The organism is Halobaculum limi, from assembly GCF_029490015.1.
GTDB classification, from domain to species: Archaea; Halobacteriota; Halobacteria; order Halobacteriales; family Haloferacaceae; genus Halobaculum; species Halobaculum limi.
In genome coordinates, this window is record NZ_CP120469.1 from 212,201 (window position 1) to 237,251 (window position 25,051).

General features: G+C 60.9%; 22 protein-coding genes and 1 pseudogene. 10 read left to right on the top strand and 13 right to left on the bottom strand.

Translation table 11 applies throughout. The features are described from left to right. The first annotated feature begins 600 nt into the window (after nucleotides 1-600). Nucleotides 601-1,938 carry a hemolysin family protein gene (locus P0D77_RS16655; RefSeq protein ID WP_277556248.1) on the top strand — a complete coding sequence of 446 codons (1,338 nt, stop codon included), beginning with the start codon at nucleotides 601-603 and terminating at the stop codon, nucleotides 1,936-1,938. Nucleotides 1,939-2,070: 132 nt separating this feature from the next. On the opposite strand, the gene P0D77_RS16660 is transcribed toward P0D77_RS16655, so the two are convergent. Further along, complete coding sequence (locus P0D77_RS16660) at nucleotides 2,071-2,883, bottom strand: helix-turn-helix transcriptional regulator (protein WP_277556249.1); 813 nt, start codon at nucleotides 2,881-2,883, stop codon at nucleotides 2,071-2,073. A 189-nt stretch (nucleotides 2,884-3,072) separates the two neighbouring features. Here P0D77_RS16660 and P0D77_RS16665 point away from each other — a divergent pair, with 189 nt between their 5' ends. Then, complete coding sequence (locus P0D77_RS16665; RefSeq protein WP_277555845.1) at nucleotides 3,073-4,074, top strand: DMT family transporter; 1,002 nt, start codon at nucleotides 3,073-3,075, stop codon at nucleotides 4,072-4,074. A gap of 31 nt (nucleotides 4,075-4,105) precedes the next feature. Here the strand turns inward: P0D77_RS16665 and P0D77_RS16670 are convergent, their stop codons facing one another. Then, nucleotides 4,106-4,684 carry a hypothetical protein gene (locus tag P0D77_RS16670; protein WP_277555846.1) on the bottom strand — a complete coding sequence of 193 codons (579 nt, stop codon included), beginning with the start codon at nucleotides 4,682-4,684 and terminating at the stop codon, nucleotides 4,106-4,108. A 155-nt stretch (nucleotides 4,685-4,839) separates the two neighbouring features. Between P0D77_RS16670 and P0D77_RS16675 the strand changes: the two genes are divergently transcribed. Then, nucleotides 4,840-6,150 (top strand): cytochrome P450, encoded by a 1,311-nt coding sequence (locus tag P0D77_RS16675; RefSeq protein WP_277555847.1) that lies wholly within the window; start codon nucleotides 4,840-4,842, stop codon nucleotides 6,148-6,150. Here the strand turns inward: P0D77_RS16675 and P0D77_RS16680 are convergent. Both P0D77_RS16680 and P0D77_RS16685 read right to left on the bottom strand, forming a co-directional pair. After that, nucleotides 6,140-6,511 (bottom strand): annotated as a pseudogene (locus tag P0D77_RS16680) (PadR family transcriptional regulator); the annotation flags it as partial. The gene P0D77_RS16675 and the pseudogene P0D77_RS16680 overlap by 11 nt on opposite strands. Before the next feature lie 117 nt (nucleotides 6,512-6,628). Next, nucleotides 6,629-7,429 carry a DUF8170 family protein gene (locus P0D77_RS16685; protein ID WP_277555848.1) on the bottom strand — a complete coding sequence of 267 codons (801 nt, stop codon included), beginning with the start codon at nucleotides 7,427-7,429 and terminating at the stop codon, nucleotides 6,629-6,631. A gap of 115 nt (nucleotides 7,430-7,544) precedes the next feature. Here P0D77_RS16685 and P0D77_RS16690 point away from each other — a divergent pair, with 115 nt between their 5' ends. After that, nucleotides 7,545-8,033 carry a winged helix-turn-helix domain-containing protein gene (locus tag P0D77_RS16690; RefSeq protein WP_277555849.1) on the top strand — a complete coding sequence of 163 codons (489 nt, stop codon included), beginning with the start codon at nucleotides 7,545-7,547 and terminating at the stop codon, nucleotides 8,031-8,033. 446 nt (nucleotides 8,034-8,479) lie between these two features. On the opposite strand, the gene P0D77_RS16695 is transcribed toward P0D77_RS16690, so the two are convergent. Then, complete coding sequence (locus P0D77_RS16695; RefSeq protein WP_277555850.1) at nucleotides 8,480-9,709, bottom strand: PQQ-dependent sugar dehydrogenase; 1,230 nt, start codon at nucleotides 9,707-9,709, stop codon at nucleotides 8,480-8,482. A 107-nt stretch (nucleotides 9,710-9,816) separates the two neighbouring features. Further along, on the bottom strand, nucleotides 9,817-10,758 hold the full coding sequence (locus tag P0D77_RS16700) for a DUF1616 domain-containing protein (protein ID WP_277555851.1): 942 nt from the start codon (nucleotides 10,756-10,758) through the stop codon (nucleotides 9,817-9,819). A 446-nt stretch (nucleotides 10,759-11,204) separates the two neighbouring features. Between P0D77_RS16700 and P0D77_RS16705 the strand changes: the two genes are divergently transcribed. Continuing rightward, nucleotides 11,205-12,773, top strand: a complete 1,569-nt coding sequence (locus P0D77_RS16705) for a glycosyltransferase family 2 protein (protein WP_277555852.1) — start codon at nucleotides 11,205-11,207, stop codon at nucleotides 12,771-12,773. 61 nt (nucleotides 12,774-12,834) lie between these two features. Continuing rightward, complete coding sequence (locus P0D77_RS16710) at nucleotides 12,835-13,485, top strand: DUF7982 domain-containing protein (protein ID WP_277555853.1); 651 nt, start codon at nucleotides 12,835-12,837, stop codon at nucleotides 13,483-13,485. Here P0D77_RS16710 and P0D77_RS16715 read toward each other — a convergent pair. Beyond that, nucleotides 13,480-13,752 (bottom strand): DUF8044 family membrane protein, encoded by a 273-nt coding sequence (locus P0D77_RS16715; protein ID WP_277555854.1) that lies wholly within the window; start codon nucleotides 13,750-13,752, stop codon nucleotides 13,480-13,482. The two genes, P0D77_RS16710 and P0D77_RS16715, sit on opposite strands and share 6 nt — an antisense overlap. An 86-nt stretch (nucleotides 13,753-13,838) precedes the next feature. On the opposite strand from P0D77_RS16715, the gene P0D77_RS16720 reads away from it, so the two are divergent. Both P0D77_RS16720 and P0D77_RS16725 read left to right on the top strand, forming a co-directional pair. Further along, a complete protein-coding gene (locus P0D77_RS16720; RefSeq protein WP_277555855.1) occupies nucleotides 13,839-14,366 on the top strand; it encodes a metal-dependent hydrolase in 528 nt (175 codons plus the stop codon). Nucleotides 14,367-14,409: 43 nt separating this feature from the next. Continuing rightward, nucleotides 14,410-15,324 (top strand): NAD-dependent epimerase/dehydratase family protein, encoded by a 915-nt coding sequence (locus P0D77_RS16725; protein ID WP_277555857.1) that lies wholly within the window; start codon nucleotides 14,410-14,412, stop codon nucleotides 15,322-15,324. Here the strand turns inward: P0D77_RS16725 and P0D77_RS16730 are convergent. Beyond that, nucleotides 15,316-15,771, bottom strand: a complete 456-nt coding sequence (locus tag P0D77_RS16730) for a plastocyanin/azurin family copper-binding protein (RefSeq protein WP_277555859.1) — start codon at nucleotides 15,769-15,771, stop codon at nucleotides 15,316-15,318. The genes P0D77_RS16725 and P0D77_RS16730 overlap by 9 nt on opposite strands. Nucleotides 15,772-15,915: 144 nt before the next feature. On the opposite strand from P0D77_RS16730, the gene P0D77_RS16735 reads away from it, so the two are divergent. Then, entirely contained in the window at nucleotides 15,916-17,877 is a 1,962-nt protein-coding gene (locus P0D77_RS16735) for a hypothetical protein (RefSeq protein ID WP_277555860.1), read from the top strand. 93 nt (nucleotides 17,878-17,970) lie between these two features. Here the strand turns inward: P0D77_RS16735 and P0D77_RS16740 are convergent, their stop codons facing one another. The 5 genes from P0D77_RS16740 to P0D77_RS16760 form a co-directional block, all read right to left on the bottom strand. Next, nucleotides 17,971-19,398, bottom strand: coding sequence for an oligosaccharide flippase family protein (locus P0D77_RS16740; RefSeq protein ID WP_277555861.1), 1,428 nt, complete (start codon nucleotides 19,396-19,398; stop codon nucleotides 17,971-17,973). 223 nt (nucleotides 19,399-19,621) lie between these two features. Next, on the bottom strand, nucleotides 19,622-20,344 hold the full coding sequence (locus P0D77_RS16745) for a glycosyltransferase family 2 protein (RefSeq protein ID WP_277555862.1): 723 nt from the start codon (nucleotides 20,342-20,344) through the stop codon (nucleotides 19,622-19,624). Nucleotides 20,345-20,391: 47 nt separating this feature from the next. Next, nucleotides 20,392-21,588: a glycosyltransferase family 4 protein gene (locus tag P0D77_RS16750; RefSeq protein WP_277555863.1), complete on the bottom strand. Its 1,197-nt coding sequence runs from the start codon at nucleotides 21,586-21,588 to the stop codon at nucleotides 20,392-20,394. After that, nucleotides 21,585-22,499: a glycosyltransferase family 2 protein gene (locus tag P0D77_RS16755; RefSeq protein ID WP_277555864.1), complete on the bottom strand. Its 915-nt coding sequence runs from the start codon at nucleotides 22,497-22,499 to the stop codon at nucleotides 21,585-21,587. The genes P0D77_RS16750 and P0D77_RS16755 overlap by 4 nt, the downstream gene beginning before the upstream one ends. Next, complete coding sequence (locus tag P0D77_RS16760; protein WP_277555865.1) at nucleotides 22,492-23,754, bottom strand: glycosyltransferase family 4 protein; 1,263 nt, start codon at nucleotides 23,752-23,754, stop codon at nucleotides 22,492-22,494. The genes P0D77_RS16755 and P0D77_RS16760 overlap by 8 nt, the downstream gene beginning before the upstream one ends. Before the next feature lie 123 nt (nucleotides 23,755-23,877). Here P0D77_RS16760 and P0D77_RS16765 point away from each other — a divergent pair, with 123 nt between their 5' ends. Then, a complete protein-coding gene (locus P0D77_RS16765; protein ID WP_277555866.1) occupies nucleotides 23,878-25,050 on the top strand; it encodes a hypothetical protein in 1,173 nt (390 codons plus the stop codon). Nucleotide 25,051: the final 1 nt, after the last annotated feature.

Sequence of the window (25,051 nt, forward strand, 5' to 3'; positions counted from 1 at the left end):
TCGTCGCCCGTCGCTTCGATTTCGTCGCTCGAATCGTTCGATTAGGTTGTCTCCTCGCTCTCGACCTGCACGTTTCCGGCTCCGATTGCAGCACTGGACGAGATGGGTCGAGTGTGTAAGCCCGGCGGAGAGATCTGACTTCTCGAGCATCACAAGTGGCAGGTCGAGCCGTTCGGTACGTTGCAAGAGCAAAGTGTCAAAGAAGAGTACGAGCGGGTCGGCTGTCGGCTCTATGACGACCCAACGGACGTCGTTGAAGAATCAGCTTTGGAAGTTGTGGACAGCTACCGCTGGCGATTTCCCCCATTCACAGGTGTGGTCGTACGTCCACCAGACGCCTGAATGACAGTCACGAGCTGACGGGCGAGAGAGTCTCTCGTATTAGTGAAAGTCATCGGAGTCTCTGTGACGCGTAATCCAACAGGCCCACTATCGGTGTCGGTCATCTTCCGACGATTCTGAGTGTTCGAACCGTGGTGAGACGCCTCGCAGACTCACTCTTCGACCCACCCGAGGACGGAGACCGATTTTTATGTGACCGGACAGACGAGTCCGTATGGATTTCTCACACCTGAACGATCCCCACCACTATCGAAGCCGATGGTAGACATCGGCCTCTCGATCGCACGGCTCCTCGTCGCGTTGTTCCTCGTAGTTCTAAACGGATTTTTTGTCGCCGCCGAGTTCGCGTTCGTCCGAGTCAGGGCGACGTCAGTCGAACAGCTCGCTGCCGACGGACGAGCCGGCTCGACGGCGTTACAGGATGTGATGGCTGACCTCGACAACTACCTCGCGGTGACGCAGCTAGGTATCACGATTGCCTCGCTCGGCCTCGGGTGGGCGGGCGAACCCGCCATCGCGTCGCTGCTTGAGCCGGTATTAGCGTCGGTGCTTCCCGAAGCTCTGATCCATCTTGTCGCTGTCGCCATCGGGTTCTCGGTCATCACGTTCCTCCACGTGGTCTTCGGCGAGCTCGCACCGAAGACCTTCGCAATCGCTCAGACGGAGCGGCTCTCGCTGTACCTCGCTCCTCCGATGAAGATCTTCTATCTCCTCTTCTACCCCGGCATAATCATCTTTAACGGGGCGGCGAACGCGTTCACGCAACTGCTCGGCGTGCCGCCGGCTTCCGAGTCGGACGAGACGCTCGGTGAGCGGGAGATCCGCCGGGTCCTCGCCCGCTCTAGTGAGGAAGGAGACGTCGACGTCGCGGAGGTGGCGATGATCGAGCGCGTGTTCGAGCTCGACGACACAACCGTCCGCGAGGTGATGGTCCCGCTCCCCGACGTCGTGAGCGTCTCGGCCGACGCAAGCATTCCCGCCGTCCGCGATGTCATCTTCGAGGCGGGCCACACCCGCTATCCAGTCGTCGAAACCGACGACCCGACGCAGGTCGCCGGGTTCATCGACGTAAAGGACGTACTTCGTGCCAGTGAAGACCCGAACGCGGCGATGACGGCCGGCGACATCGCCCGCGAAATCCTCGTTGTTCCCGAGACGATCGCGAGTAACGACCTCCTGATCCAGTTCAGGGACGAGCGCCAGCAGATCGCCGCGGTCATTGACGAGTGGGGGTCACTCGAAGGCATCGCGACGGTGGAGGACGTCGTAGAAGCGCTCGTCGGGGACCTCCGCGACGAGTTCGACATCGACGAGCGCGAACCCTCGATTGGTCGGCGTGACGACGGCGGGTTCGATCTCGACGGCGGCGTCTCGCTCTCGGCAGTCAACGACGCGCTTGACGTCACTTTCGAGCACGAGGTGGTCGATACAATCGGTGGGCTCGTTCTCAGCCGCCTTGACCGCGCCCCTGAGGTCGGCGACCGAGTCGAACTGGCCGGGCGAGTCGTCGAGGTGACCGACGTCGACGGCACCAGGATCGCGACGGTTCGGATCCATCCACCCGAAGACGATTCCGAAGAAAACGCGGAGGAGTGACCCTGTAGGCGTGCTCGAGTCCTGTCAGGATATCAGGTAACCGGCTCAGCCTCCCGCGCGCCCTTGACGCGGGAAAGGTCGACCTCGTGGCCGGTCTGTAGTGTCTGCGGCATTGCCAGTACGTCGACGTCGTCAGGTGTCATCGCTTCCGGCGGTCTCATAGCGGTCGGGGTCGAACGGCACCGCCGTTCGCCAGTAGTGATCGTGCGTTTCGACGGCCCACTCGAGGACGCGCTCGTCGGTGCTCGCGAGAGACGCCTGCACGAGACCCCGACCGTCACGGAGAAGAAAAACGACCGTCCCATCAGCGATCGTCGCCGCCAACGGGACCCCATCAGTCCGAACGCGAACGCTGGCATCCGGCGAGGCGGCCAGCGACTTGAACCGTTTCCACAGCGCTTCCGTCTTGGCGATCGCAGCGATCGCGGACTCAGCAAAGACGCCTTCGAACGTCTGTTCGCCAGCCTGTACACGCCGCTCGACGATATCGATACTCTGGTCGTTGAACGCGTGCGAAAACACACGTAGGTGTGCAGCATCCTCCATCACTGCAAGCACCTCCTTGAGCGGGGCGCTTGGCCGCATCTCGGTCGGGACCGTGATCGTCGCGTCGGCGAGATGCTCAAGATCGAAGTCCATCGCGTGCGTCGGCAGGTAGTCGATGATCTCCCGGAGCTTCGCCTCCGTTTCGAGGCTGCTGAGGAGGTCGGTCATACTGTCGGCGACCAACCGGCCCGTCGCCGTCGCGATATACTCGCCGTCGTCGTGTCGGATCCACGACCGATCGAGGAAGTCGTCGAGGATCCGACCGAGCGTCGCCTGGGAGGCGTTGGTTATGTCACCGAGTTCTCCACGGGTGTGTCGGCCGCGTGCCAGTTGCTGCAACACAGTCACGCGGTTTGCCGAGCGAGCGAGGAACTCGACTTCCGACAGCGCGTCGTCCATACCGTACCGAACTCGGTGTCGTGACATACGCTCTTCGTCACGGTCTGCAATCGTTGCACGATGTGTCGACCCGACACGGTAGGGTATCTGAGGGAGCCGTGCAATTTTTTATCAGATTCTTTAGGTGTGTCCGTCCACGAATACACGTGTGGACGAAGCTGAAACGCAACGAGACGGCGGTGGTACGCGATGAGTGCCCGGCGAACCATCGGGCTGTTCCTCGTCTCAGCGGTGCTGTTCGGCGGCACGTTCGTCGCCGCGAAGTTCGGGCTTGCACACCTCCCACCGTTGATCTTCGTCGCCCTACGGTTCGACATCGGTGCGCTCGTGCTGGTTGGGTACGCTGCGCATCGACTGTCGTTTGCCGACCTCCGGCCACGATCTCTCGGCGACGTGGTCGCCATCTTGTCGACCGGCGTCCTCGTGATTGGCCTGACGAACGCGTCGATCTTCGTTGGGCAACAGTACACAACGAGCGGCGTCGCCGCGATCGTGATGAGCCTCAACCCCATCTTGACGATGGTCTTCGCCGCCCTCGCCCTGTCGGACGAACGGCTCACCCGACGCGGAGTCGTCGGTATGTTCGCCGGACTTGTCGGGGTCGCGCTGGTCGCAAACCCGGACCCCAGCACGCTCGCCGGGAGCGCCGGCCTGTCGATCATCTTCGCCGCCGCGGTCCTGAGTGCACTCGGCGCCGTCACGATCCGGTGGGCTGACCCCACGATGTCGAGCACCGCGCGAACAGTGTGGGGAGTACCGATAGCCGCGGTCGTCACCCATTTCCTCAGCTTCGTGGCCGGCGAACCGTCGGCTGTGGGGCCGATCCCGCCCGCGGCACTACTCGCGCTTGCGTTCCTCGGGATCGGATCCGGGGCGGTCGCGTATCTCACGTACTTCGCGCTGATCGACGCCGCTGGCGCGACGCGAGCCAATCTGTTATTCTACTTCACGCCAGTCGTCTCGGCGCTTGGCGGGTGGTTCCTACTCAACGAGACCATCTCGCCTCTCACCGTGCTCGGGTTTGCCGTGATCTTCGCCGGATTCCTCTTGGTCGGGAGCGCGTCGATCGCGTCGACCCTCGCGAGCCGGCGCCCACGGACGTGGGCACGATGGGTCACGGTGCGCAGTCGAGTGCGCTCGACGCTCCATATTTCGACGAACAATGGGGCACGGGCCGACACGGACCGGTAGGCGGCGAAAACGCGCTGGCAGCGCTGGTTCTCTAGGCGATCCGCTCACGGAAGAACATTCCAACGAACAGCACCCCCAGCACGAGTCCACCGACCGACTCCAGCCACGTGTGTGCGCCGGCGAGTGGCCGAGCAGCAACCATTCCGAGAGCGATAACGACCAGCGGGAAGAATCGCCGGTCGACAAGCCCGAGATACCCGGCAGGAACGACCGCGTACAGGACGTGACTCGAGATGTCCCAAAACGGCGTGATTAACAGATGTGGGATGGTCACAGCGACGAGCACTCCCGCGAATTCGGGGACGTACGTCCCCCACGACGCGGTTCGCCAAAACCCCCAGATCGCAAGTAGCCCGATACCAAGGCCGAGGCTTCCAGTCGCATCCAGTATCCAGCTGGGTGTGCTCGCAAAGAGCTGAGGAAGTCCCTGATAGACAACGAACGCGAGTGCCCAACCGATCCCGAGGGCCCCGATACGCTTTCCGAGCCCGACCAGCAGCCGCCGAGTAGAGAGACGCCACTCGTACACGACAATGAGTAGCCCACAGACGAGGACAAACAACTCAGGGGCGAACACCGCCGAGTAGGTTACAGCAATGGACGAGAGCATACGATCAACTCGGGCGAAGGCTGGGAAGTGTTCCTTTCGGTTCGTGAGCATGTTCTCAAACGAGGAACGAGAAAACCGGCAGACAGCTGGGGTAGACGAATGTCACATCCGAGCGAACCGACATACTTGTCACCGACCACGTGTCGATTTGATACGTGTCAGGGACGAATCCGCACCCTCCGACGCCGTCAGGGCTGCCGGTGCTCGGCAACACCGCCGGTTTCGTTCGCGATCCCTTTGGGTTCGTCCGCGAATCCGTCAAGACCACCGGCGATGCATTTCGGATGCGGCTACTCGGCAAGGATGTGTACGTGCTCGGTCATCCGGATCTCGTCGAGTCTGCGCTCTTAGATCGCGATTCGTTCGCGAAACTCGACGACTTTACCCTCGCCTTCGGTGACGCCCTCCTCGCTGTCCACGGCGATCAGTGGCGTCGACAGCGCCACGCGATGGAGGAGTTCTTCAGCCCCACACGGATCGCTGACCACGCGGACGCGATGACAGCGATTGCGGAGTCGCGAATTGATAGGTGGGGTGCTACCGAGACCGTTCGCGTCGACGAGGAGATGCGTGCGATCGCGCTTGAGAACCTGTTCGAAGTGGTACTCGGCCACTCACTCCCAGACGAGGAGCTAACCGAACTTGCTGAAGTTGCCAACACACTCAATCTCTGGTTCAAGCCGTCCTCCTGGGTGCTCCCCGAGTGGATGCCAACCCCAGCGCGTCGGAAGTTCCGACGTGGTTCAGCCGAACTCCGAGCCCGGTCACAGGAGCTGTTGTCTGACGGACGCAAAGCGCCGACGGAGGACAGTTTGCTCGCGAGGCTTGCGGCGTTGCGCGACGATCCCGACTCAGGATTCGACGAGTCAGAAATACTTGATCAAGTTGTGGGGATGGTGTTCGCTGGCCACGAGACGACGGCGCTCTCGATGACGTACGCGCTTCACCAGATCGGTTCTCACCCCAAAGTCGCCGAGCGTGTGTACACAGAACTTGATGACGTCATCGACGGGTCGCCCTCGGTGTCTGACTTGCAGGACCTGGAGTATCTCGATCGGGTGCTCAACGAGACGTTCCGGCTGTACCCACCTGTCCACGCGATCCCTCGTGTCACGACCGAGCAGACCACTGTGGGCGGATACACGATTCCGGCCGATGCACCGGTGTTGCTCAGTGTCTGGAGCCTCCACCGTGACCCGCGATTTTGGGACGACCCGCTTGAGTTCGACCCGAGTCGGTGGGAGGATGCAGGCCCCCGCGAACGGGGATACACGTTCGTCCCGTTCGGAGCCGGGCCGCGGATCTGTATCGGTCGTCACTTCGCGCGCCTCGAGGCGAAAGCGACGCTCGCGACAGTGGGTCGGAAGTATCGAATAGAGGCGCTTGGAGATCTTGCGGTGTCACCGAAAATGACGACACAACCAACCGAGCCCGTGTGTATCCGATTTTCGCGCCATCCGGACTAGAGGCGTTCTCGTACTTGACCATCTTCTCGGGCTTGTCAGCCATAGTGTCGTAGATTTGCTGGAGCGTTTCTTCTGCGGCGATCAGGTTGTGCTCGTCGAGGAAGGTTCGTCCCTCTTCTGTGAGGCCGTAGAACTTCCAGCGGTAGCCCTGCCGGCGCTGATCGTCATCGAGGGCGACCTCTTTGACGATTCCTGCGTCAATCGGCTTCTGGATGTGTTTGTAGACAGTAGCGTCGCTCACGCTGGGGTTGAGTTCCTCGAGTTCGTACATCGCGGAGAGTTGCTCGGGATGCTGGAGGATATTGTTGATCAGCTCGAACCGCGTCTGCTGAGTAACGAAGTGGACGAGTTCGCGGGAGATCGTGTCGTCGCCGACATTCTAACCAGGGTTCCTAACGATGTGTTCAACCGGGCGTAGTGAACTACCCAATCGACTCACTCTGGTGGGTGTGTCGCCGGGCGAGAAGGGTGGCCTCGTTCAACTTTCCCCACTTGATTCCCACTCCGGACGTGGTGTTGGGGACGGGAGGACGCCGACCACAGTGCGGAGTTCCTCCTCTGTCGTCCACGGGAAGCACCGATTGTGGAGTTCGAATTTGCGGAACTTGTTGAGATGGACCCAGCTGTACGTCGCTGGCTCTACTCCCGTATTTAGCCGCTCGTCGATCACATCACGAACCTCCTGTTCGTCGATGTCAAATCCGCTCTCTCGTGCGCGATCAACAAGCGAATCAAGCTTTGATTGGGCCCGATCCTCCGACAAATCGTCAGCGAACGCAATCTCAAGAGCAGCCTGAATGACGTGCTGTTTCGAGTCAAGGTTCTCATCAGTCACCCACGCGTAATCACGCGGGAACACGTACGACTTGTCGAAATACGGCGGGTCATCGATCTCGCCCAATTCAGGAGCCTCCCCACCACTCTCCTTTTCGAATACCCCGACGATATAGTCGCTGTAGGTCGCGAGCAACGAAAACATAATATCGAACGTATTGAGCCGGTCAGTCGGGAGTTCGAGGAGATCACCCATAATGAACGGATAGGCACCGAGCTGCTTCGTGAGTTCGTTCTGGACGGCGCGGAGCCGGCGGAGATAGGGGTCGCGATAGCTCCCCAGGATGAAATACGATGTCCGCTGACTCCAGAGGTAGGGCAATTCGCGCTGTGTGAACCGCCAAATCTCTCGTTTCTCTGCAGGCTCAAGGTCGATGCCTCCGACTGCCTTGTGAACAACAGTCATGATGTCCCCAGCGTCCGGCGGAGGGCTTGGATCGGTCATTACCCGCCGATTCAAACCGCATCAGCTTATCGCTTCTGAACCACTTTGATTTTATCCGATTTAACCAACTTGGATGGGCCGAACTGTTATAGCGCCTTACCTCGTACCATCACGTATGAGCGAAACCGACACTGGTACGGCCGATGGGGGGCCGTTCGCGGAACAACAGCGGCTGTTCAAGCTGCTGTCCCAGGATACGCGCCATCTCATCATCCAAGAGCTGCTGGGCCACCCCGCACATCTGATGTCGCTCGCCGAACTCGAGTATATGACTGGGAAGAGCCAAGCAGCTATCAAAGATCAGCTGGAGACGTTGATCGACGCCGGGCTCCTCGCACGCTACATATACGAACCAAGTGAGGGAAAACGTGATCTCCCTTCCCAGTTCTACGGGTTCACGGAGCGGGGCGTCGAGATTCTCCACGACTACAAATATCTCCGTGGCCTCCCGGTCGCACGCGCCCTCTACGAGAACACGCGGAAGACCGAGAAAATCGAACGCCACGAATCGGCCCCCCGACCGGAGATTCCGGATGCTGTCGCGCAAGCCCTCGAGTTTGACGAGCCCGATCTCGGCACCGTTGATGGTGGGACAACCCGATAGTTCGTCGGAGAACCACCGCTTTCAACACTCAAACGTGAAGGAGCGTTGATTTCGAACCGTCCAGTGAAGAAGGCGAGAAGAAAGTCAGGGAGGATACCCCGGAGTAAGCGTCGAACGTGGCTTGTGCGGTAGAGTGTCGGATTCACGCCCGACCTAAAGGGCGGGACTCTCTCCTTGAATCAGGTAGCTCAATCGCGATGCTACCGACTTCGTACTGGTTTCCGGAGAAAAACTGGACTTCGTATCGGCCTCCCTCTGAAAGGAGCGAGATGTCCATCGATTCGTTGACGGCGCGCCTCGTGCGGGGCTCGAGGTCGTCCTGCAACTGTGCGTTCTTGTCGACGACCAGCCGATCGCGAACGTTGCCCGTGGCGGGGCCGACCGTCGCAGTGACATCGACCTCTGGGTGCTGGTGGACGACGACAGGGTGGTAATGAGGGAGGGCGTCACGCCTCAGGTGCGATCCGATAGATCGGCGCATCATCAGCATCAACGGCTACGTAGAGGTGACCCGAGACAGGCGACACCGTCACATCTCGGAGGCGTTGACCACGGTCTGCAAGCAGTGACGCTACTTCCGTCACCTCCCGCCCGTCAACAGTGAAGTGTGCGAGATACTGCTTTGCCGTGCCCGCAACGAACAAATCGCCACGCCAATCGGGGAACGCGTCCCCGTCATAGAACGTGGCTCCACTCGGTGGGAACCCCCCAGTCCCACAAGGCCATCCGAAAACTGGCGCAATCACGTCTTCACGCTCGTCGTGTGGGACACCAACTGAGTCATCGCTGCCGTATTCACAGGAGTTGTCGGCGACGGGCCAGCCGTAGTTCCCGCCCGCTTCAAGAATATTGATCTCGTCACCGTCGCGCTCGCCGTACTCCGTCTCCCACACCGCACCCGTTTCAGGATGGAGCGCGAGCCCCTGCGGATTCCGATTACCGTAGGTAAACACTGCACCAGATGCCTCCGAATCATCAACAAAGGGATTCGAGTCGGGGATACTCCCATCGTCGTTCAGTCGCAGTACCGATCCGAGATCATTGCTCAGATCCTGTGCAACGTGATCCGGGCCGAAGTTCTTGAACTGCCGATCGCCGACACTGACATAGAGATACCCCTCAGTATCGAAGAGAGCTCGCGAACCATAGTGGCCAGTTGACTCAACGAATGGACGGGCCGTGTAGATTGGTTCGAACTCAGCAAGCCGGCCCGCATCACGCTCGAGTCGTCCGCGACCAACGCGCGTAGTCGAGCCACCGTCGCCTGCAACAGAATAAGTGAGATAGACGAACTGATTCGCGTCAAAATCGGGGTGTAGCGTCACGTCCAACAGCCCACCCTGCCCGCGGGCATAGACCTCAGGTACCCCTGTCAGTTCTGTTTGGTCACCGCTTTCGACATCTGCTAGTAGGAGCTGTCCGTCCTGCTCAGTCACCAACAGCCCAGATTCATCAGGCAAGAACGCAAGCCCCCAGGGGCTCGAGATGCCGGTCAACGCCTCCGTGATCTCGACACTGGTGGCCGACTCGGGGGTGTCCGTCTGTTCGGCTGGTGTTGAGTCACTTTGGGAAGCCGCTCCAGGATTCCCTCCCAACACGCCAGTACAGCCGGCTAGTGAGCCCGAGAGGGCAACTGCTGCGAGCACGCGGCGTCGAGATACGCGTCCGTCATCCATACCCGTTGGTTAGTGCTCCGTCACTATGAGCGTGTGGCCGGAGCAACGCTAGCAGGAACCTGTATCGGGGCCTGTGAGAAGCGGTGTGTGAAATACAGAGGGTGAGTTCACTCTGGCGGGCTCACACTAATCCAGATATGAACACTGCGGAATGCCGATTCCGATCCGCGTTCGTAGAGCCGGTAGGTCAATCGAAGTCGCTCACCGGTCATCTGTGGCTGGAACGTGTGGCGTCTGATCGTCGTTTCGCCCGACGAAACGGAGACGCCGAACGACTCTAGTCGTCGTGACTCCGTGATGGTCACTGACTCACCGTCGACTGAGACGCGTTCAAGCGAGGCAACCACAGAGCCGTTGAACCCGGTCGGCCGAGTCGTGCTGACGCCAATCCCCACTGTCGCGCGTTCACCGACAGTCAGGTTCATTGGGTAGCTGCCGGCGACCAACTCACCGGACTCGTTCTCTCCAAGGATGTAGAACTCGGTCGCTGTTCCGGAGGATGTTGTATCCGCCACGACGACTGCGACTCCACCAATCGCCACGGCGACGACGAGCAGCGTCAGGAAGACGCCAACTGGGCCATCACCGGCGACTGCATCGTAAGCCCGATCCCGGACTGCCGAGACGCTCGCGCCTGCGCGGGCCTCAAGCCTAACCTGGCGCCGCCGGTACCACGCAACCGCCGACGCAGCCAATGTCCATGCTGCCAACATCCCGACGACAGCTTCCCGTCGGAACCCCCAGACTGTGAACTCAAGAGCAACGCCAACGACGGCAATAGCCATAACGCTCCCAGCGATGCTCAATACCAAGCGTGACAGCCAGCCTTTCCCCTCACCCAGCCCTGTCTCGCCCGCTCGCGGGAACACGACGGAGACGAGTGCATACCCGGGAATCAACAAAACAAACGGCAATCCGATCACAAGCGCGAGCGGCCGCCACTCGCCCAACGGTGTGAACACGACGCTCAATGCCAATGCGACTCCAACGACGACCGCGAGCAAGTCCGCATGTGGCACCGGCCTCTCATCGTCTTCGGCTACCGCCATAGGAGCTACTCACGGGGTGGATCATTAAACCAAGCGGATACAATCGTATATAGCAGGTAACATCACAGACGGGACCAACTGGAGAGACACCTAGCCATTCCTTTTACCCGTAGATCAGAAATTGAATTTGACCTGTCAGTATCTCGGTATAATAGGGTCCTATTCAATATCTATTTATGTCGAATCGACGTATAACTGCTAGATATCTATCTGAAGGTGAATTGTAATTGCCAATCTCAAATACCATCATACAACAGGGTCAGTCGACTCCTCCAGTCTCTCGGACTGTTGTCGATTACGACGACAGCCGACTGGTCACCGTCTCAGTCGGGGCATCGGAATCCGAGCCGGTCCGAGTCGTGTTCGAACAGCCGGTCCCGTCGCCACACACCCTCCAAGTTGGAGCTGCCCATCAGTCAGAGGGATATACTGACGGGGCGGTGACGGTGGCGTACACCATTCAACCCCGAGCAGAAGCGAAGTTTAGCTACAGCGTCGATGGACCTGTTGATATAGCCCTCCCCGAGCCGACGGTCGAGGTCACACCAATCGACGGCGACGACGCCACCGACGAAGCGGTCACGGTTGAGTGGAGGGCTACCGACGGGACGACGACGTCGCTCGCGATGTCTTCCGACACGGTGGCCACGGTGAATACGACCGCCCTGCCGACGATCACCACTCAGGTGTCGCCGATGACTGACACGCTCGCCGGCACGGCTATCGGTGTTGTTCTCACCCCAACCAATCAGAACGCCGTCATTCGGACCGTTCTCCGGGCGAGTCGCCGCGGTCACCCCGTGATTGTTACTACTCAGGGAACCCACAAGGTGGATGGAACCGATACACAGGAGATACTGCGGACGCTCGGGGTAATCCTCGTATCACCACCCTCGGGAGACGTCTCGATGGCACAACTCCACCGAGCGCTATCACAGGCCGCTAGGGAGCTTGGCCTCCCGGGGATTGTGTTGCAGACTCGGGAGTGTAATCGGATCGACTACGAACGGACGGCACTAGCATTCGAGCAAGCCGACTACGAGGTCGTGGCGGTTCCCGAACATTGGAGCCAATCCCCAGAGATACCGACCGTGGTAGTGGGCATCCCGGCGTACAACGCTGCTGATAGCATCAGCCAGGTCGTCAAGAGCGCGCGTCCGTACGCTGACGAGGTCATCGTCGTCGATGACGGAAGTCACGACGAGACAGCTGCCCGCGCGCAGGCGGCTGGCGCGACGGTGGTCGTCCACGAGCGAAATCGCGGCTACGGTGGTGCGCTCAAGACTATCTTCAAAGAAGGTGCCGAGCGCGACGCGGCTCATCTCGTCGTCATCGACGCCGACGGGCAACACGACCCGGCGGATATCCCCCTTCTCGTCGAGACACAGCGGCGTGACGGGACGGATATCGTCATCGGAAGCCGATACGTCGGCGAGCGGAAGACGCGAATCCCGTTCGTCCGTGCTATCGGACTGGGGGTTATCAACAGTCTAACTAACGCCAGTCTTGGAAAGCTCCGTCCGAGCGGGTTCATCCGAGACACCCAGAGCGGCTACCGCGCCTATAGCCGGGTCGCGACCCGATCGCTCGCGTCAGACCGGGTACTTGGGAACAATATGGGCGCGAGTACGGATATCCTCCATCACGCTCACCGGAACCGGTTCAGTATCGCCGAGGTAGAGACGACCATCTCGTATGACGTCGCCAACGCCAGTTCTCAAGGATCGTTCTCCCACGGGATGGACCTCCTACGGAACATCTTCTGGACCGTCCAGTACGGCCGACCGATGCTCGTTCTCGGGATGCCCGGAGTCCTGACGTGGCTGCTTGGGGTGACTTCCGTGACGTGGATCTTCTACCAGTACGTGGAGACAGGGGCCCTGTCTTTCTTCCCACTCGTAGGGGCCGTCGTGTGTACGATCGGTGGGCTATTGGTGTGTATCACGGCGTTGATGATGCACGTGTTGAACGGTCACCCGACGATGAAACGATTGGCCACAGAGGATGCTCACTGAAGCGCAGAACAACCAACAATACTATGACCGCGATATCTCTCAGGTCAGTCGGTGAATGGATATGAGTGAGACTGAGGTCGCCGCTGGCGGCAGCCTTCGTGACCGAGTCAAGACCGGAAACCCGGATGTGGTGTTTTCTGTGCTGGGTGTTCTCCTTGTAGCGGCCGGGCTCGCCGTTCCCGAGTTCCGCACGCTGTTGTTCGCGTGGGGCGGGACAGCCCTGTTCTTCGCCCTGCTGATACGGTTCGTGTTCACCGGGTGGACAGTGTCCGCAACAGTGGCGACGGATATCTACACAACGATGGCCAACAATACACGACGGCGGACCCCAACAGGTGAACACCGGTACCTTCCAACAAACGATAACGGCGTCTCGTTGGTCGTGGACGGAGAGACGTTCAACCCCATTGGGGAACGACTGCTGGCCACTGTCGATACGGATGCTGACGAGAGAACACTGACAGAGCGGCTCGCAGTGCTCGTCGACGTCGTGGTTAACGAGTACGAGCTCGCCGGTCGTGCGAGCGCGACAACTGGAGGTGAGAAAGTGACAGTCACCGCCACCGGAAGTCGCATTGGGACGACGGAACTGTTCGACCATCCGATCATCTCTCTCGTCGGTGTCGCGCTCGCACGGTATCTTGATACCCCAATCACCGCCGACGCGACCGTCAAAGATGGCGTCCTCGTGGTCACCTATCGGTGGTCATAGCGAGCCGAGGAACTTCTCAAGAGTACGGACGGCAACGAAGACGGCGAAGACGAGTGCTCCGACTACCAGCGGCCAGCGAAGGCCTCCACGCCAGTCGACTGTCGCGTGGATTGGTTCGGTTAACGCCGTCACGACGACGAGTCCGACGAAAGAAACGACAAACACCAGCTCACCAGTCAGTCTCTCGATAGTCACGAGTAGCGCGATGCCTGTGAGCATCCAGCCGGCCTGCCATAACAGAAACTGTCGCTGGTGTGGGGTAGTCATTAATCGTTCTGACGGCACAGTGGAGTATAACGCCACCGGGAGCGATAGCGGGGAGTTTAAAATCGGTCGTGTTGTTAGGATGTTAGATGCTTCCTTGGACACACGCCGCATTCGGCTATCTCCTCCTCCTTGCGGTCGTGGTCCTATTGGGTCGACGTGTTTCAAGAGTGGAACTGCTCGCGGTGCTCGTCGGGACCCAACTCCCCGACGTCATTGACAAGCCGTTGGCGTGGTGGTTCAATGCGGTCCCATCCGGGCGCTCGTTGGCCCACTCTCTGCTGTTCGTGATCCCACTAAGTGCCGTCATCGTCGCTATCGCGTGGTACCGCAGTCATCCTGAGGTCGGTTTCGCGTTCACGCTCGGGTATTTGGCACACCTCATCGGAGACACCTATGTCGCGATCTATTACTGGCGCACTGAGGAGTTCTCCTTCCTCCTATGGCCGATTCTTCCCCCCTATCCGTACGACGACTTTGTCGGCTTCGGGAATTTCATCGTCGAGTTCGAGGTCACCACTACGGGTCTCGTTCTCTTCACGGCTGCTGGGGCCGTCGGTGTCGCCTTCCTCGTCCAGTTCTTCCGTGCGCCGTGGGTGTACACGTCTCGGCCGTAGTGACCACCAGCGTCTATTTGTCGTCCCCAGCCGACGGAGGCGTATGAGTCAGCCTCCGACCGGACAAACAGTGCTTGTGACTGGCGGTGCCGGGTTTATTGGGAGCCACATCGCCGACGCACTTTGTCCGGACAACGACGTACGGATCCTCGACAATGGTTCGGGTTCCGGGGGCGCGAACCATCCCGACGCTGCAACGTTCATCGAGGGGGACATCCGCGACGAAGAAGCGCTAGCTGACGCTGTGGCGGGTGTCGACATCGTGTTTCACGAGGCCGCACTCGTCAGCGTCGCCCGGTCCGTTGAGGACCCGACCGTCAGCCACTCGATCAACACTGAGGGAACGCTTGCGGTGCTGGAGGCCGCTCGTAGGGCGGATGCCCGCGTGGTTTTCGCCTCAAGCGCAGCGATCTATGGAGCGCCGGAGTCGATGCCGATCGCAGAGACAGCACCCAAACAGCCATCCTCGCCGTACGGACTCGAGAAGCTCTCGGGGGATCACTACTGTCGGCTCTACAACGAACTCTATGACCTCCCGACGGTCGCGTTGCGCTATTTCAACGTTTACGGTCCACGCCAATCTGGCGGTGAGTACGCAGGTGCGATCTCCGCGTTCGCCGAGCAGGCGCGGTCAGGCGGACCAGTGACCGTTCACGGCGACGGGGAGCAGACCCGCGACTTCGTCAATATCGCAGACGTTGTGCAGGCGAACCTGCTCGCGGCGACCACCGATGCCACCGGGGAGGCGTTCAACGTCGGCACCGGCTCGCGGGCGTCGATCAACCGGGTGGCCGAGTTGATCCGCGACGAGGTCGCACCGGACGCCGAGATCATCCATGTCGATGCCCGCGAGGGAGACATCCGCCACAGCGTGGCCGATATCGACAAGATCATCGACCGATTGGGATACGAACCGAGCGTCACGCTGGCTGACGGCCTGCAGGAGTATCTACGCTGACTCGACGATTATCGTCCCAACCATCCCCGACTCGTGAGGTATACAAAAGTAGGGGAACTCGCCGGCGGTCTCGAACGTGTGGCTGTACACCTCGTCACGCCCGACGCTTCCTTCTGGGTACGCTTGCCTGGCGGCAGCTTCGCTGTCGAAGTCACCCGACGCAAAATAGGCGGCACCGTCAGGTAGATCCTCCTCGTAGGCTGTGACGCTATGAGCGACGGCGCCAGTCGTTACCCAGTCTACGGTGTCGCCGACGCTGACCGTCAGTGTCTGCGGTTCAAATTTGAGTTCGTCGGTCATATCGACCGTCGTGTTGGCCGATGTTTCAGTCGGCGTCTCTGTCGGTTCTGGTGTGTCCGTCGGCTCCGACTCTGCGCCGCCACAGCCGGCCAAACCACCAGCCAGTGCTACACCGCTCAACCGCAGTGCAGTCCGTCTAGTATACACGTACTATTTTCGGGTAGCAGATGCATAAACTTACATACAGACCGCGACGTCTCGGATGAGCAAATACCGTACGTCGATCCGTTCCGCGTCTACGAGACTCAACGCTTTTGATACCTCCACCGGATGGAAGAGTAACGACTGGTTATGACCGTTCTCACTCGCGAACACCGTTCGCTGGCGCTTCCGCTCGGCGTCTGTCTGGCGCTCGCTGTCGGTCTGGTGGCTGCGGACGTGCTCGGCTTGCTCCCACGACCAACGTTGGTGCGAGCCGCGTTCACGCTTGTTGGAGCCGTCGTCGCCGCGCTCTTGTTCGTCGGGTCACTAGGTGAACGCCAGGCAGTCTCACGGCGAGTCCCACCGAGCCTCGTCACTAAGGCCGTCCTTGTACTGGCTGGTGGCGGTGTTATCGCAACTGCGCTAGTAGGAGATCGAGTGATTGTGTTCGCGGTCGTTCTCACACTCGGACTAGGGCTAGTCGCGCTGCAGCTCAGGGCCGAGCCGTCGGTTCCGGCGGTGCTGACCCAACTCAGTGCGCTCTTTTTCGCCGGTCGACTCGGGAAGTACCTCACGACCGATGTGTACTTCGGCGGGACCGACACCTTCGCTCACGTTGCTGCAGTCGACACGCTGCTTCGGGTACGTTACTGGGCAGCGATCCCCCACGGATACGACCTCTATCCCGTCTTTCACCTCGTCGTCGGGACTGTGCGGTACGCGACGGGGTTGGAGAGCTACGACGCGCTCGTGTTGACCGGTATCGGGTTGTTTACGCTCGTTGTCCCGATCGCGTACCTCCTCGGTCGGTCCGTGTTCGGCTCTCGGCGCCTCGGTCTCCTGGCGGCGCTGTCGGTTCCAATTCTTGAGTTCTTCTCCTATCACGCAGTGTACTTCTATCCGCAGGCACTGGCGAGCGTCCTCATCCTCGTTGCCTTATTCGTCAACAGTCAGCTACGCTATGCGGTCGATGAGCGTGCATTCCGGCGACTCTCCGTGTTCGTCGTCGGCCTCGTAGCCACGATGGTTATCACCCACCACCTGACGTATCTCCTCTTCACCGTGGTCGCAATCGTCGCCGTCCCGGTATCGCTCATCCGGCCGTATCTATTTGGCAGGCCACAGTCCCACAGTCGACGCTGGTTCCGGTTCCGCTGGCTGTTCCCCGGCGTGGTCGGCGGGGTGTTTTTGCTCGCGTACTGGTCGTACTCGCCCAGTCTCATCACCGTAGGGATCGTCCAGCTAAGCCTCGGTGTGCTGTTCGACGTGGCTGAGATGCCCGCCGAACAGCTGTATACCTACGGGACGACACTGCCGGTCGACAGCGTCGGCCGAGCCGTCGAGTGGCTGTCGACCGCGACGGGCATCTACGCCATCGGACTCGCCTCGATCCTACTTCTGGCTGGGTATGAACTGTTCGACGCCCTCGGGACGTACAGGCGCGGATTCACGTTGACCATCGCCGGACTTGGACTGTCTGCCCTCCTCCTACCGGTCCCGATCTCCATCCCACAGATAGAACGGCTGAAGTTCGTTGTGACGCTCGTGGCCATCTTCCCGGTCGCCGTGGGTCTGGGACGCGTGTTATCCGTCGACCGGCGCTACGCCGCCGTGGCCGTCCTCCTCGTCGCAGCTATGGGCGGTGCAACAGGGTTCACAGTTCTTGTCGCTGACGACGCCGCTGGTGTATACCTTGAGGAACCGCGTGAACAGGTATCGATGAGCGACGACCAGTACCGTTCCATAGGTCTGACAGCCGCGTTCATCCAGCGGTCCGCTGCGGGGCCCGTTGCCACCGACAAGATAACCAATCGGGCCTTCGAGACATCTCAATTCAACGCGACCGGACAGCTTCGAGCCGAGCCCGGAGGGGTGCGCACCGACGCACCGTTCCTCGTCGTTCGCAACAGCTGGACCGACCACATCGTCGCGCTGGGGGATGCAATCCGGAGCGGAGGGCTCGGACGGGTGGCCGTTGGCGACGACACCTTTGCGCGAACCGACGCCACGGTCAATAAGGTGTATTCCACCAGTCACACCCACATCTACTACAGCGAGGATGGCCACACGGGTATCTACGGGGACACCACCTCTGCTGCGTCGCTTGAGTAGATGTGAACGGGCTCAATGCGATACTGTCCGTGCCCCAGTCCGGAAGTCGTGCGACGTTCTGCGCCTGGCGCGAGTTCGGCTCGTGTTCACGACTCAACCGCTGAACTGACGAACAGCGGCGAAGAACTTCCCGCGGAGGGTCGGAACAGCGAACAGGACTGCTCCGTAGACGACACCGCCGAGGAGTATCCGAGCGATAAGTCCAACCAGCGTCGCCGGGAGTACTGTCCCTGCTGCGATGACTGCACCACCCATCAATCCGGCCCCCACAACACACAACCCGACCTCTCGGACGGGGAACTCGATCGGGATGAGATGACGGAGGAATCCGCCGAGAACGACGGTGTTGATTGCCATCGAGACTCCCGTCGCGACTCCGGCACCGACGAGCCCGTATTGGGGGACCAACAGGACGTTTAACACGATGTTCAATGCCAGTGACGCGACGGTCGCGTAGGCACCGATGTCCGGCCGGTCAACCGCCCGAACGGTCGCGTCGAAGACGTTGTTCACCGCAGCGACTAACTTCTCGCCCATCAGGACGACGAACGCGGCCGCGGCGATGACGAACTCCGGCCCGAAGACGAGCCCGAGGATCTGCTCGGAGAGCAGTGCGACTCCGACGAACGAGGGAATGACGAGGACCAGCGACGCCAAGAGTCCGTCCCGGACCGTCGGCGAGATGCGATCACGCTGCCCAGCGGCGTCCCACGCGCTCATCTGCGCGAAGACGGTATTAGCGACAACACCGCCCACGATTCCGGTCATCAGCGTCACCCGCCAAGCCAGTTCGTACGCGGCAACGTCGGCACTCGTGAGGAACAACCCGATAACCAGGATGTCAAGCGTGTTGTACGCGTGGCCGCCAAGGCCCCAGATCCCATTGAATTTCGCATAGTCGACGAGGGTTCGAACGTGTCGAATCGACGGGCGGGTGGGAACTGTCGAGATCCGCCGCAAGCCGCCCGCGAGCATAACGAGGTAGCCGGCGATGAGCCCGTAGACTAGCGCCAGCGGGCCCGCACCGAACCGGACCAGGGCGACCGACACGACGACGTATGTCACCAGACGCAAGAACTGGAGGATCGCCGTCTCGTCGGCTCGCAACTCCGCTCGCATAACGTGGACCGACAGCACCGCCAGTTGAGACAGTACTAACGCCACCAACAGCGGACCAACCACAACAGCACCGACGTAGGCGTTGATGCTGCCGCGGAACGGGACAACGACTGACACCAGTGCGAGCACCAACACGCCCTTCAGGAGAAGCCCAGCGCCGAGGACGGAACCGGGCTCGTTCCCCTCGCTGATCCGTTTCTCGATCGCGCCGTTGATCCCGAAGTCTCCGAACGTCCCGAGTGTTCCAAGCGCGGCTTCGAACAAGAAGAACACACCCAGCGCTGTGGCCCCCAGCGCCATCGCGAAATACACCGTCGACCCGAACCCGATGATGACGCCGACGATCTCAAGCGCCAAGAGGAGACCGCCCGCCCGCGCGAAGTTCAGCTGTCGAGGAATCACCGACCCTGCGAGCGGTCGAACGGGAGCTGGTTTATCTTCGGTCACAGACGCCCCCGAACTCCAGCGAGATCATCGCGCTCGCTCTGACTGCTCGCGCAAACGGGGTCAGAAGAGATACACACCCAGTTGGCCAACACGATGTCCCAAACTCTGGTTCGGTACCCGGGGTCAGTCGCACTGCGACACGGCTTGTCGCCGTCGTTTGGGGATCTCTTGGGGTTGATCACTGTTCTCGACTGATCGGGATAGTACGATACCAGAGCGTCCACAGCAGGTGCCAAAGCGTGTACGGATGCGGTGAAATGCGAAGCGCTCGCAAGAGATACGACACTGCGCGGTCGTACTCTCTTTCTCGCCGGAGTGCGACCCCCACAGTCGTGAAAGCCTGCACGTAGTAGATGTTCAGGTACGGATGCGCCGCAGGAACTCGTTGATCGGCGAGGTAGGCGAACTCCGTACAGGCTTCTACGTACTCATCAACTGAAATACCGCTCGCCATCATACTCCGGTCGTGGTGACGGCGGACAAACAAGTCGGGACAGAAACATACGCCGCCTTGTGTCGCCGCCTCCAGCGCGTATAGTCGGTCCTCGTCCCGATTCAATCCCGACTCGAAGGTGGCTGACACACGTTCAGTGTCGACGAGCATCGAGGAAGTGAACGACGTCAACTCATTCACCATAATACCGTAGACGAACTCATCGAGTGACATTGGCTTACCTTCCAGACAGAACCCGGAGTCGGTGTCGGCCATCCGGTCAAGTTGTCGCTCGAGCTTATCGGGTTTCCAGAGGTCGTCGGCGTCCAGAAAGGCGACGTATCGAGTGGTGGCCCGCTTTAACCCCGCGTTGCGGGCGTCGGCCGGACCGGTGTCGACGTCGTCGACGACGACTAGGTCCGTGTTAACCGTCTGTGCGGCCACTGTCTCTTTGGCCTCCCCAAGCATCTCCGGCGGGGTGAATCGCTCGCTGTAGGGGACGACGACCGTGACAGTCACCATTCGGCCATCACCGCCTCGTGGACGTCCGTCACCCGTTGTGCGTGTGCACTCCATGTCCAGTCTTGATCGAGAAGACGTTGGAGCCCCGCTGCACCCATTGCCCGCAGGCGTTCGGGATCGTCAAGCAATTCATCCAGTACGCGGGTCAGCGTTGTCGGGTCCCTCGGGGGGATCAACACACCCGTCTCGCCGTCGTCGACCATCTCAGGGATCCCCCCAACCGCAGAGGCAACGACGGGGGTCTCTGCCGCCATCGCCTCGTAAATGACCGTTGGTCGCCCTTCCGTCCAGCTGGGGTGGACCAAGAGGTCGGCTGCGACCTGCCAGCGACGCAGCGCCATTGGGTCGAGTCGCCACTGAGACCTGGCGGGATGTGCGAGCTCACCTAGTTGGTCCAGCAGCCACCACCGGAGGTCGCCCTCGTGGCCGACCGTGACGAGCATCACGTCTTCCCGATCAAGCGCGTCGACCGCCTCAACCAGTTCCTTCACGCCCTTCTGTTCGGTGTAGGCCCCGACGTACAATAGCAACTTCGTGTCTGGATCGATGCCCAACTCCGCTCGGATCTCCTTACGATGGTCGGTGGGGAACTTCGAGGGGTCTTCGCCGATGGGAACAGTCTCGACTTTCTCTTCAGGGGCGAACCGCCGGGCAACGGTGGCCAACTCGTCGCTGACTACGAGGATACGAGCGGCGTAATCGATAGTCTCACGGATGCGCCGTTGTGCCTGCTCGTTGAATGAATCAAAGTTGTGCAGGTCGACGGCGTGGCTGGTTACCACAAGCGGCAGGTCGTGTTCCCGGCAGTACGGCAACAATCCGTATCCGTCGAGATAGATGTCGGAGGTATGGACCACGTCGTGCGGAGTCTCGAACGTCCGTTCGACGTAACGGGGGACGCGCTTTTGGAGAGAATCTCCGGAGACATGATAGAACCGCCGTTTCGGAATCATATACAGGAATCGGGGGTAGTGAGCCACGTAGCTCCCCCAGCGCTCGGTGTTGGGAACCCGTGAGTACTCTGAGAACGGGCCTATCGGTGGGGCGAAGGGTGTCGGCACGACCACGTCGAGATCTGCGTGTGTGCTGTTGATCGCATCGAACGAGCGGTGATTGAACGGGGAGCGAACCTGAAGTGGATGGCTCTGGTGGTGGATACAACAGGCCAGTACATCGTAGGGGTCGCTCATCGGTCCCCCCTCAGGAGGGCTCGCACGCCAAGCACCGACCAGAAGGCCACCCGGGCGAGGTTCTTGGGTCGGACGAGCGTCGCCGCGTCGAGATACTTGACGCCCTCCTCGAACTGACCCTCGGCAAGGAAGTGGCCGACAAGCCCCATCCGGTGGATGCGCTCAACTGGCACGCCGCGCGACTCAAGATCGGCGACAAGGTCGGCGTTCCGTTCCAGAAAGCGCCGGTCATTCACGACGCAGGCGCTTGCCGAGGCGTTGCCGGTGAAGTGGGTGACCGCCAGCGCCTCGTCGACGTACGCCAGCTTCCCGACCGCGAGCACTCGTAGAACAAGATCCCAGTCCTCGAACAGGGACAGCCCTTCGTCGAATCCACCGGTCGCGTTCAACACGTCGCGCTCGACCAACAGTGTCGACCCCGGTCCCATAAACACCTGCATAGACAACAGTGCCTCCGCCAACTCTCGGCCACCCTCGCGTGGTGCTCCCGAGCGGAAAACCCGATCGGAGACGACGGCCGCGAGCCGGTCGAGCGCTGAGAGCCCCCCTGTTGCCACATCGCAGTAGACCCCGACCCATCCCTCGCCGCGCTCGGCCAGCGTCGAGAGCTGGCGTTCGAGCTTGTTCGGGAGCCACTCGTCATCAGAATCGAGGAATGCGACATACTCCCCCGTCGCCGTCGCGAGACCTGTGTTTCGGGCGGCGCTCACGCCGCGGTTCGTCTCGTGGGCGAGATACCGAACTCGCTCATCGTCATAGGCTGTGACCACCGCCTCGGTGTCGTCCTCACTCCCGTCATCGACGACGACGACCTCGATATCGTCGACCGTCTGGGCGAGTGCGCTGTCGATGGCCCGACCCACCATATCACCCCGTTCGTACGCTGGGATGACGACACTTACCTCAGGCATCGATGACCTCTCGGTGGATTTCGTTCATACGCTGGCCGTGGCGGGCCCACGTCCACTCGTTGTCGAGCAGTCGTCGCAGTCCTGCCGCACCCATCGTTCGCAATCGCGCCGGGTCGTCGAGCAAGTAGTCCAGCGCTTCGGTCAACGCCTCGGGGTCGTAGGGAGGGACCAAAACACCAGTCTCACCGTCAACGATCATCTCTGGGATGCCGCCAACGTTCGACGCGAGTACGGGCGTCTTGGCAGCCATCGCTTCGTAGATGACTGTCGGGCGTGCCTCGAAGTGGCTTGGGAGAACGAGCAGGTCCGCCGCGACGTGGAGCCGTCGTACAGCGACAGGGTCCAACTCCCAGTACGCGTGAGCAGGGTGCGGCAACTTCCCCAGTTCGTCGAGCAGCCACCAGCGTAACGCGCCGCCGTGGCCGACAGCGACAATACTCACATCGTCGCGATCTAAGTCATCGAGCGCATCAACGAGTTCCTCAACCCCTTTCTCTTTCTCGAAGCGCCCGATGTATAACAGCAGTTTCGTATCTGGGTCGATACCCAACTCCGCTCGGATAGCCTCCCGTCGGTCGGTCGGGTACTTTTCCGGGTCCTCGCCGATGGGAAGGGTCGTGACCTTGTCCGCGTTCGTGAACGTCCGAGCGAGCTCAGCCAGTTCGTCGCTCACGGTCAGGATTGCTGAAGCGTAGTCGATTGTCTCACGGATGTGCGACTGAACGGTGTCATTGAAGCGATCAAAGTTTTTCAGGTCCCCTGCGTGTGACAGTGCGACCAGCGGTACGTCGTGGCGTCGACAGTACTCGAGCACCCCATAGCCGTCCAAGTAGAATCCACAGGTTTGGACCACGTCGTGCGGGATCTCGAACGTCCGTTCGACGTAGCGAGTGATGCGTTTCTGCGCCGAGTTTCCGGAGAGATGATAGAAATAGCGTTTCGGTAGGGCATAGAGGAACCGAGGGTAGTGGACCTCGTACGAACCCCACCGCTCCGTCCTCGGCACGTGTCGGTACTCCGAGAACGGACCGATTGGCGGAGCAAACGGAGTCGGTGAGACTACGTCCAGGTCAACACCGGTACTGTTGAGCGCATCGAAGGAGCGCTGGTTGAACGGTGTACGCACCGGGAAGAGGTGACTGGGGTGTTCGGTCGCACACCCAAGAACCCGGTATGTGGACTGCGACTCGGATCGGGAGGTAGCATCGTCTGACATGAGGGAGAACGCCGCGACGCGACGAGAGAGTACGTTCACCCTACCTACACCGAGTCCAGTGTTATGTTTTCCGGGCCGTCGTGAGCGTCGACAACGCTTTGGGTTGAAAGCGAGACCGAACGGACGTGTGTTCTCCCAGGATACCTCTCGCAGGTGGCTCCGGTGACCCAGCGGGTCACCCGTCGCTCGTATCTCGCGCTGTTGCTTGCCTCAACGACTGCTGGCTGTTCGCTGTCAGGGAGTGACGCGATGCCCACCGAGACGACAGTCACGCCGCGAGCCCTGACCGACCTCGTGGCCGGTCACGTTGTCGCCGTCGGGCACAACCTCGACACGACCAGAGTCGACATCGACGCCACCGATACGCCGGTTCAAGACGCACTAGACGCCGTCGCCGACAGCGGCGGACGCGTCTATCTCCCACCGGGGCGGGTCACCGAACGTGAGTCTGTCCGTCCACACCCGAACACCGGCATTTACGGGTTTGGGATGAACGTCTCCGTCCTCCACATCACCGAACCGAACACCGATGGCATCGTCTTCGACCGTCAGCCGCGGGCTAATCGCGTCCAACTGGACGGCTTCGAGCTTCGCGGCCCGGGGCCCAGCCAGCCCTCAGGCGTCGCTATTCACTTCCTCGATACCGGCAGCTACCCGCCCGCGGACCCGGCTGACTTCTACATCGGTCGGCTGTACTGCTGGGCGTGGAACAACTCCGTGTATCGCGTCGACGAGGAGGTCGGCCCCTTCCAGTGCCGCCACGACTTCCTGCGGATGGACGACTGCGACGCTGGCGAGGAGGAGGCCCTCATCGAATGGCGAAGTTCCTACGGCCCGGCAAACCAGTTCGGCACCGTCGTCGCCTATCCGTCAGCTGACTGGAGCGGCAGCGACAGCGACCTGCTGTACCAGCGCGGTGGAGAGATCGCCGTCGGCGACATCACTACCGGCGGAGCGACCGGGCGGGTCGTCGACTCACGGGGTGGTTGCTTGCAGGTCCGTCGCCTCCATTACGAACCGGAAAATCAACGGTCCGTGCCGAGTTCGCTCGTCCGCGTCGGCCCAGTCGGTGGGGCGCGATTCGACGACGTGGTGGTTGACTCGGGAGCTGTAGAGTACGTGTACGAACTCGCTCGAGGGGCCGGCGGTGTCGTTCTCGGGGGGCCGCCGAGTGGTCGGGGAGCGGTTCGGAACAACGTCGTTGCCGTCAGCGGCCGCCTCGACGGGTCCCGTCCCTCGTTCTACTTCGGCCGGCCGGCCGATGTCGACGTGACAGGCAGATCGAACACCGGGGGGCTGCGCGTCCTCGGTACTGCTGGCCGTGGGATGGGTTGAG

Coding starts and splice junctions, on each gene's coding strand:
- P0D77_RS16700 (WP_277555851.1), bottom strand. CDS start 10,758: ATGGCGGTAGCCGAAGACGATGAGAGGCCGGTGCCACATGCGGACTTG.
- P0D77_RS16695 (WP_277555850.1), bottom strand. CDS start 9,709: ATGGATGACGGACGCGTATCTCGACGCCGCGTGCTCGCAGCAGTTGCC.
- P0D77_RS16750 (WP_277555863.1), bottom strand. CDS start 21,588: ATGAGCGACCCCTACGATGTACTGGCCTGTTGTATCCACCACCAGAGC.
- P0D77_RS16690 (WP_277555849.1), top strand. CDS start 7,545: ATGAGCGAAACCGACACTGGTACGGCCGATGGGGGGCCGTTCGCGGAA.
- P0D77_RS16685 (WP_277555848.1), bottom strand. CDS start 7,429: ATGACCGATCCAAGCCCTCCGCCGGACGCTGGGGACATCATGACTGTT.
- P0D77_RS16720 (WP_277555855.1), top strand. CDS start 13,839: ATGCTTCCTTGGACACACGCCGCATTCGGCTATCTCCTCCTCCTTGCG.
- P0D77_RS16735 (WP_277555860.1), top strand. CDS start 15,916: ATGACCGTTCTCACTCGCGAACACCGTTCGCTGGCGCTTCCGCTCGGC.
- P0D77_RS16655 (WP_277556248.1), top strand. CDS start 601: ATGGTAGACATCGGCCTCTCGATCGCACGGCTCCTCGTCGCGTTGTTC.
- P0D77_RS16710 (WP_277555853.1), top strand. CDS start 12,835: ATGAGTGAGACTGAGGTCGCCGCTGGCGGCAGCCTTCGTGACCGAGTC.
- P0D77_RS16755 (WP_277555864.1), bottom strand. CDS start 22,499: ATGCCTGAGGTAAGTGTCGTCATCCCAGCGTACGAACGGGGTGATATG.
- P0D77_RS16660 (WP_277556249.1), bottom strand. CDS start 2,883: ATGGACGACGCGCTGTCGGAAGTCGAGTTCCTCGCTCGCTCGGCAAAC.
- P0D77_RS16745 (WP_277555862.1), bottom strand. CDS start 20,344: ATGCTTGGGGAGGCCAAAGAGACAGTGGCCGCACAGACGGTTAACACG.
- P0D77_RS16670 (WP_277555846.1), bottom strand. CDS start 4,684: ATGCTCTCGTCCATTGCTGTAACCTACTCGGCGGTGTTCGCCCCTGAG.
- P0D77_RS16715 (WP_277555854.1), bottom strand. CDS start 13,752: ATGACTACCCCACACCAGCGACAGTTTCTGTTATGGCAGGCCGGCTGG.
- P0D77_RS16725 (WP_277555857.1), top strand. CDS start 14,410: ATGAGTCAGCCTCCGACCGGACAAACAGTGCTTGTGACTGGCGGTGCC.
- P0D77_RS16665 (WP_277555845.1), top strand. CDS start 3,073: ATGAGTGCCCGGCGAACCATCGGGCTGTTCCTCGTCTCAGCGGTGCTG.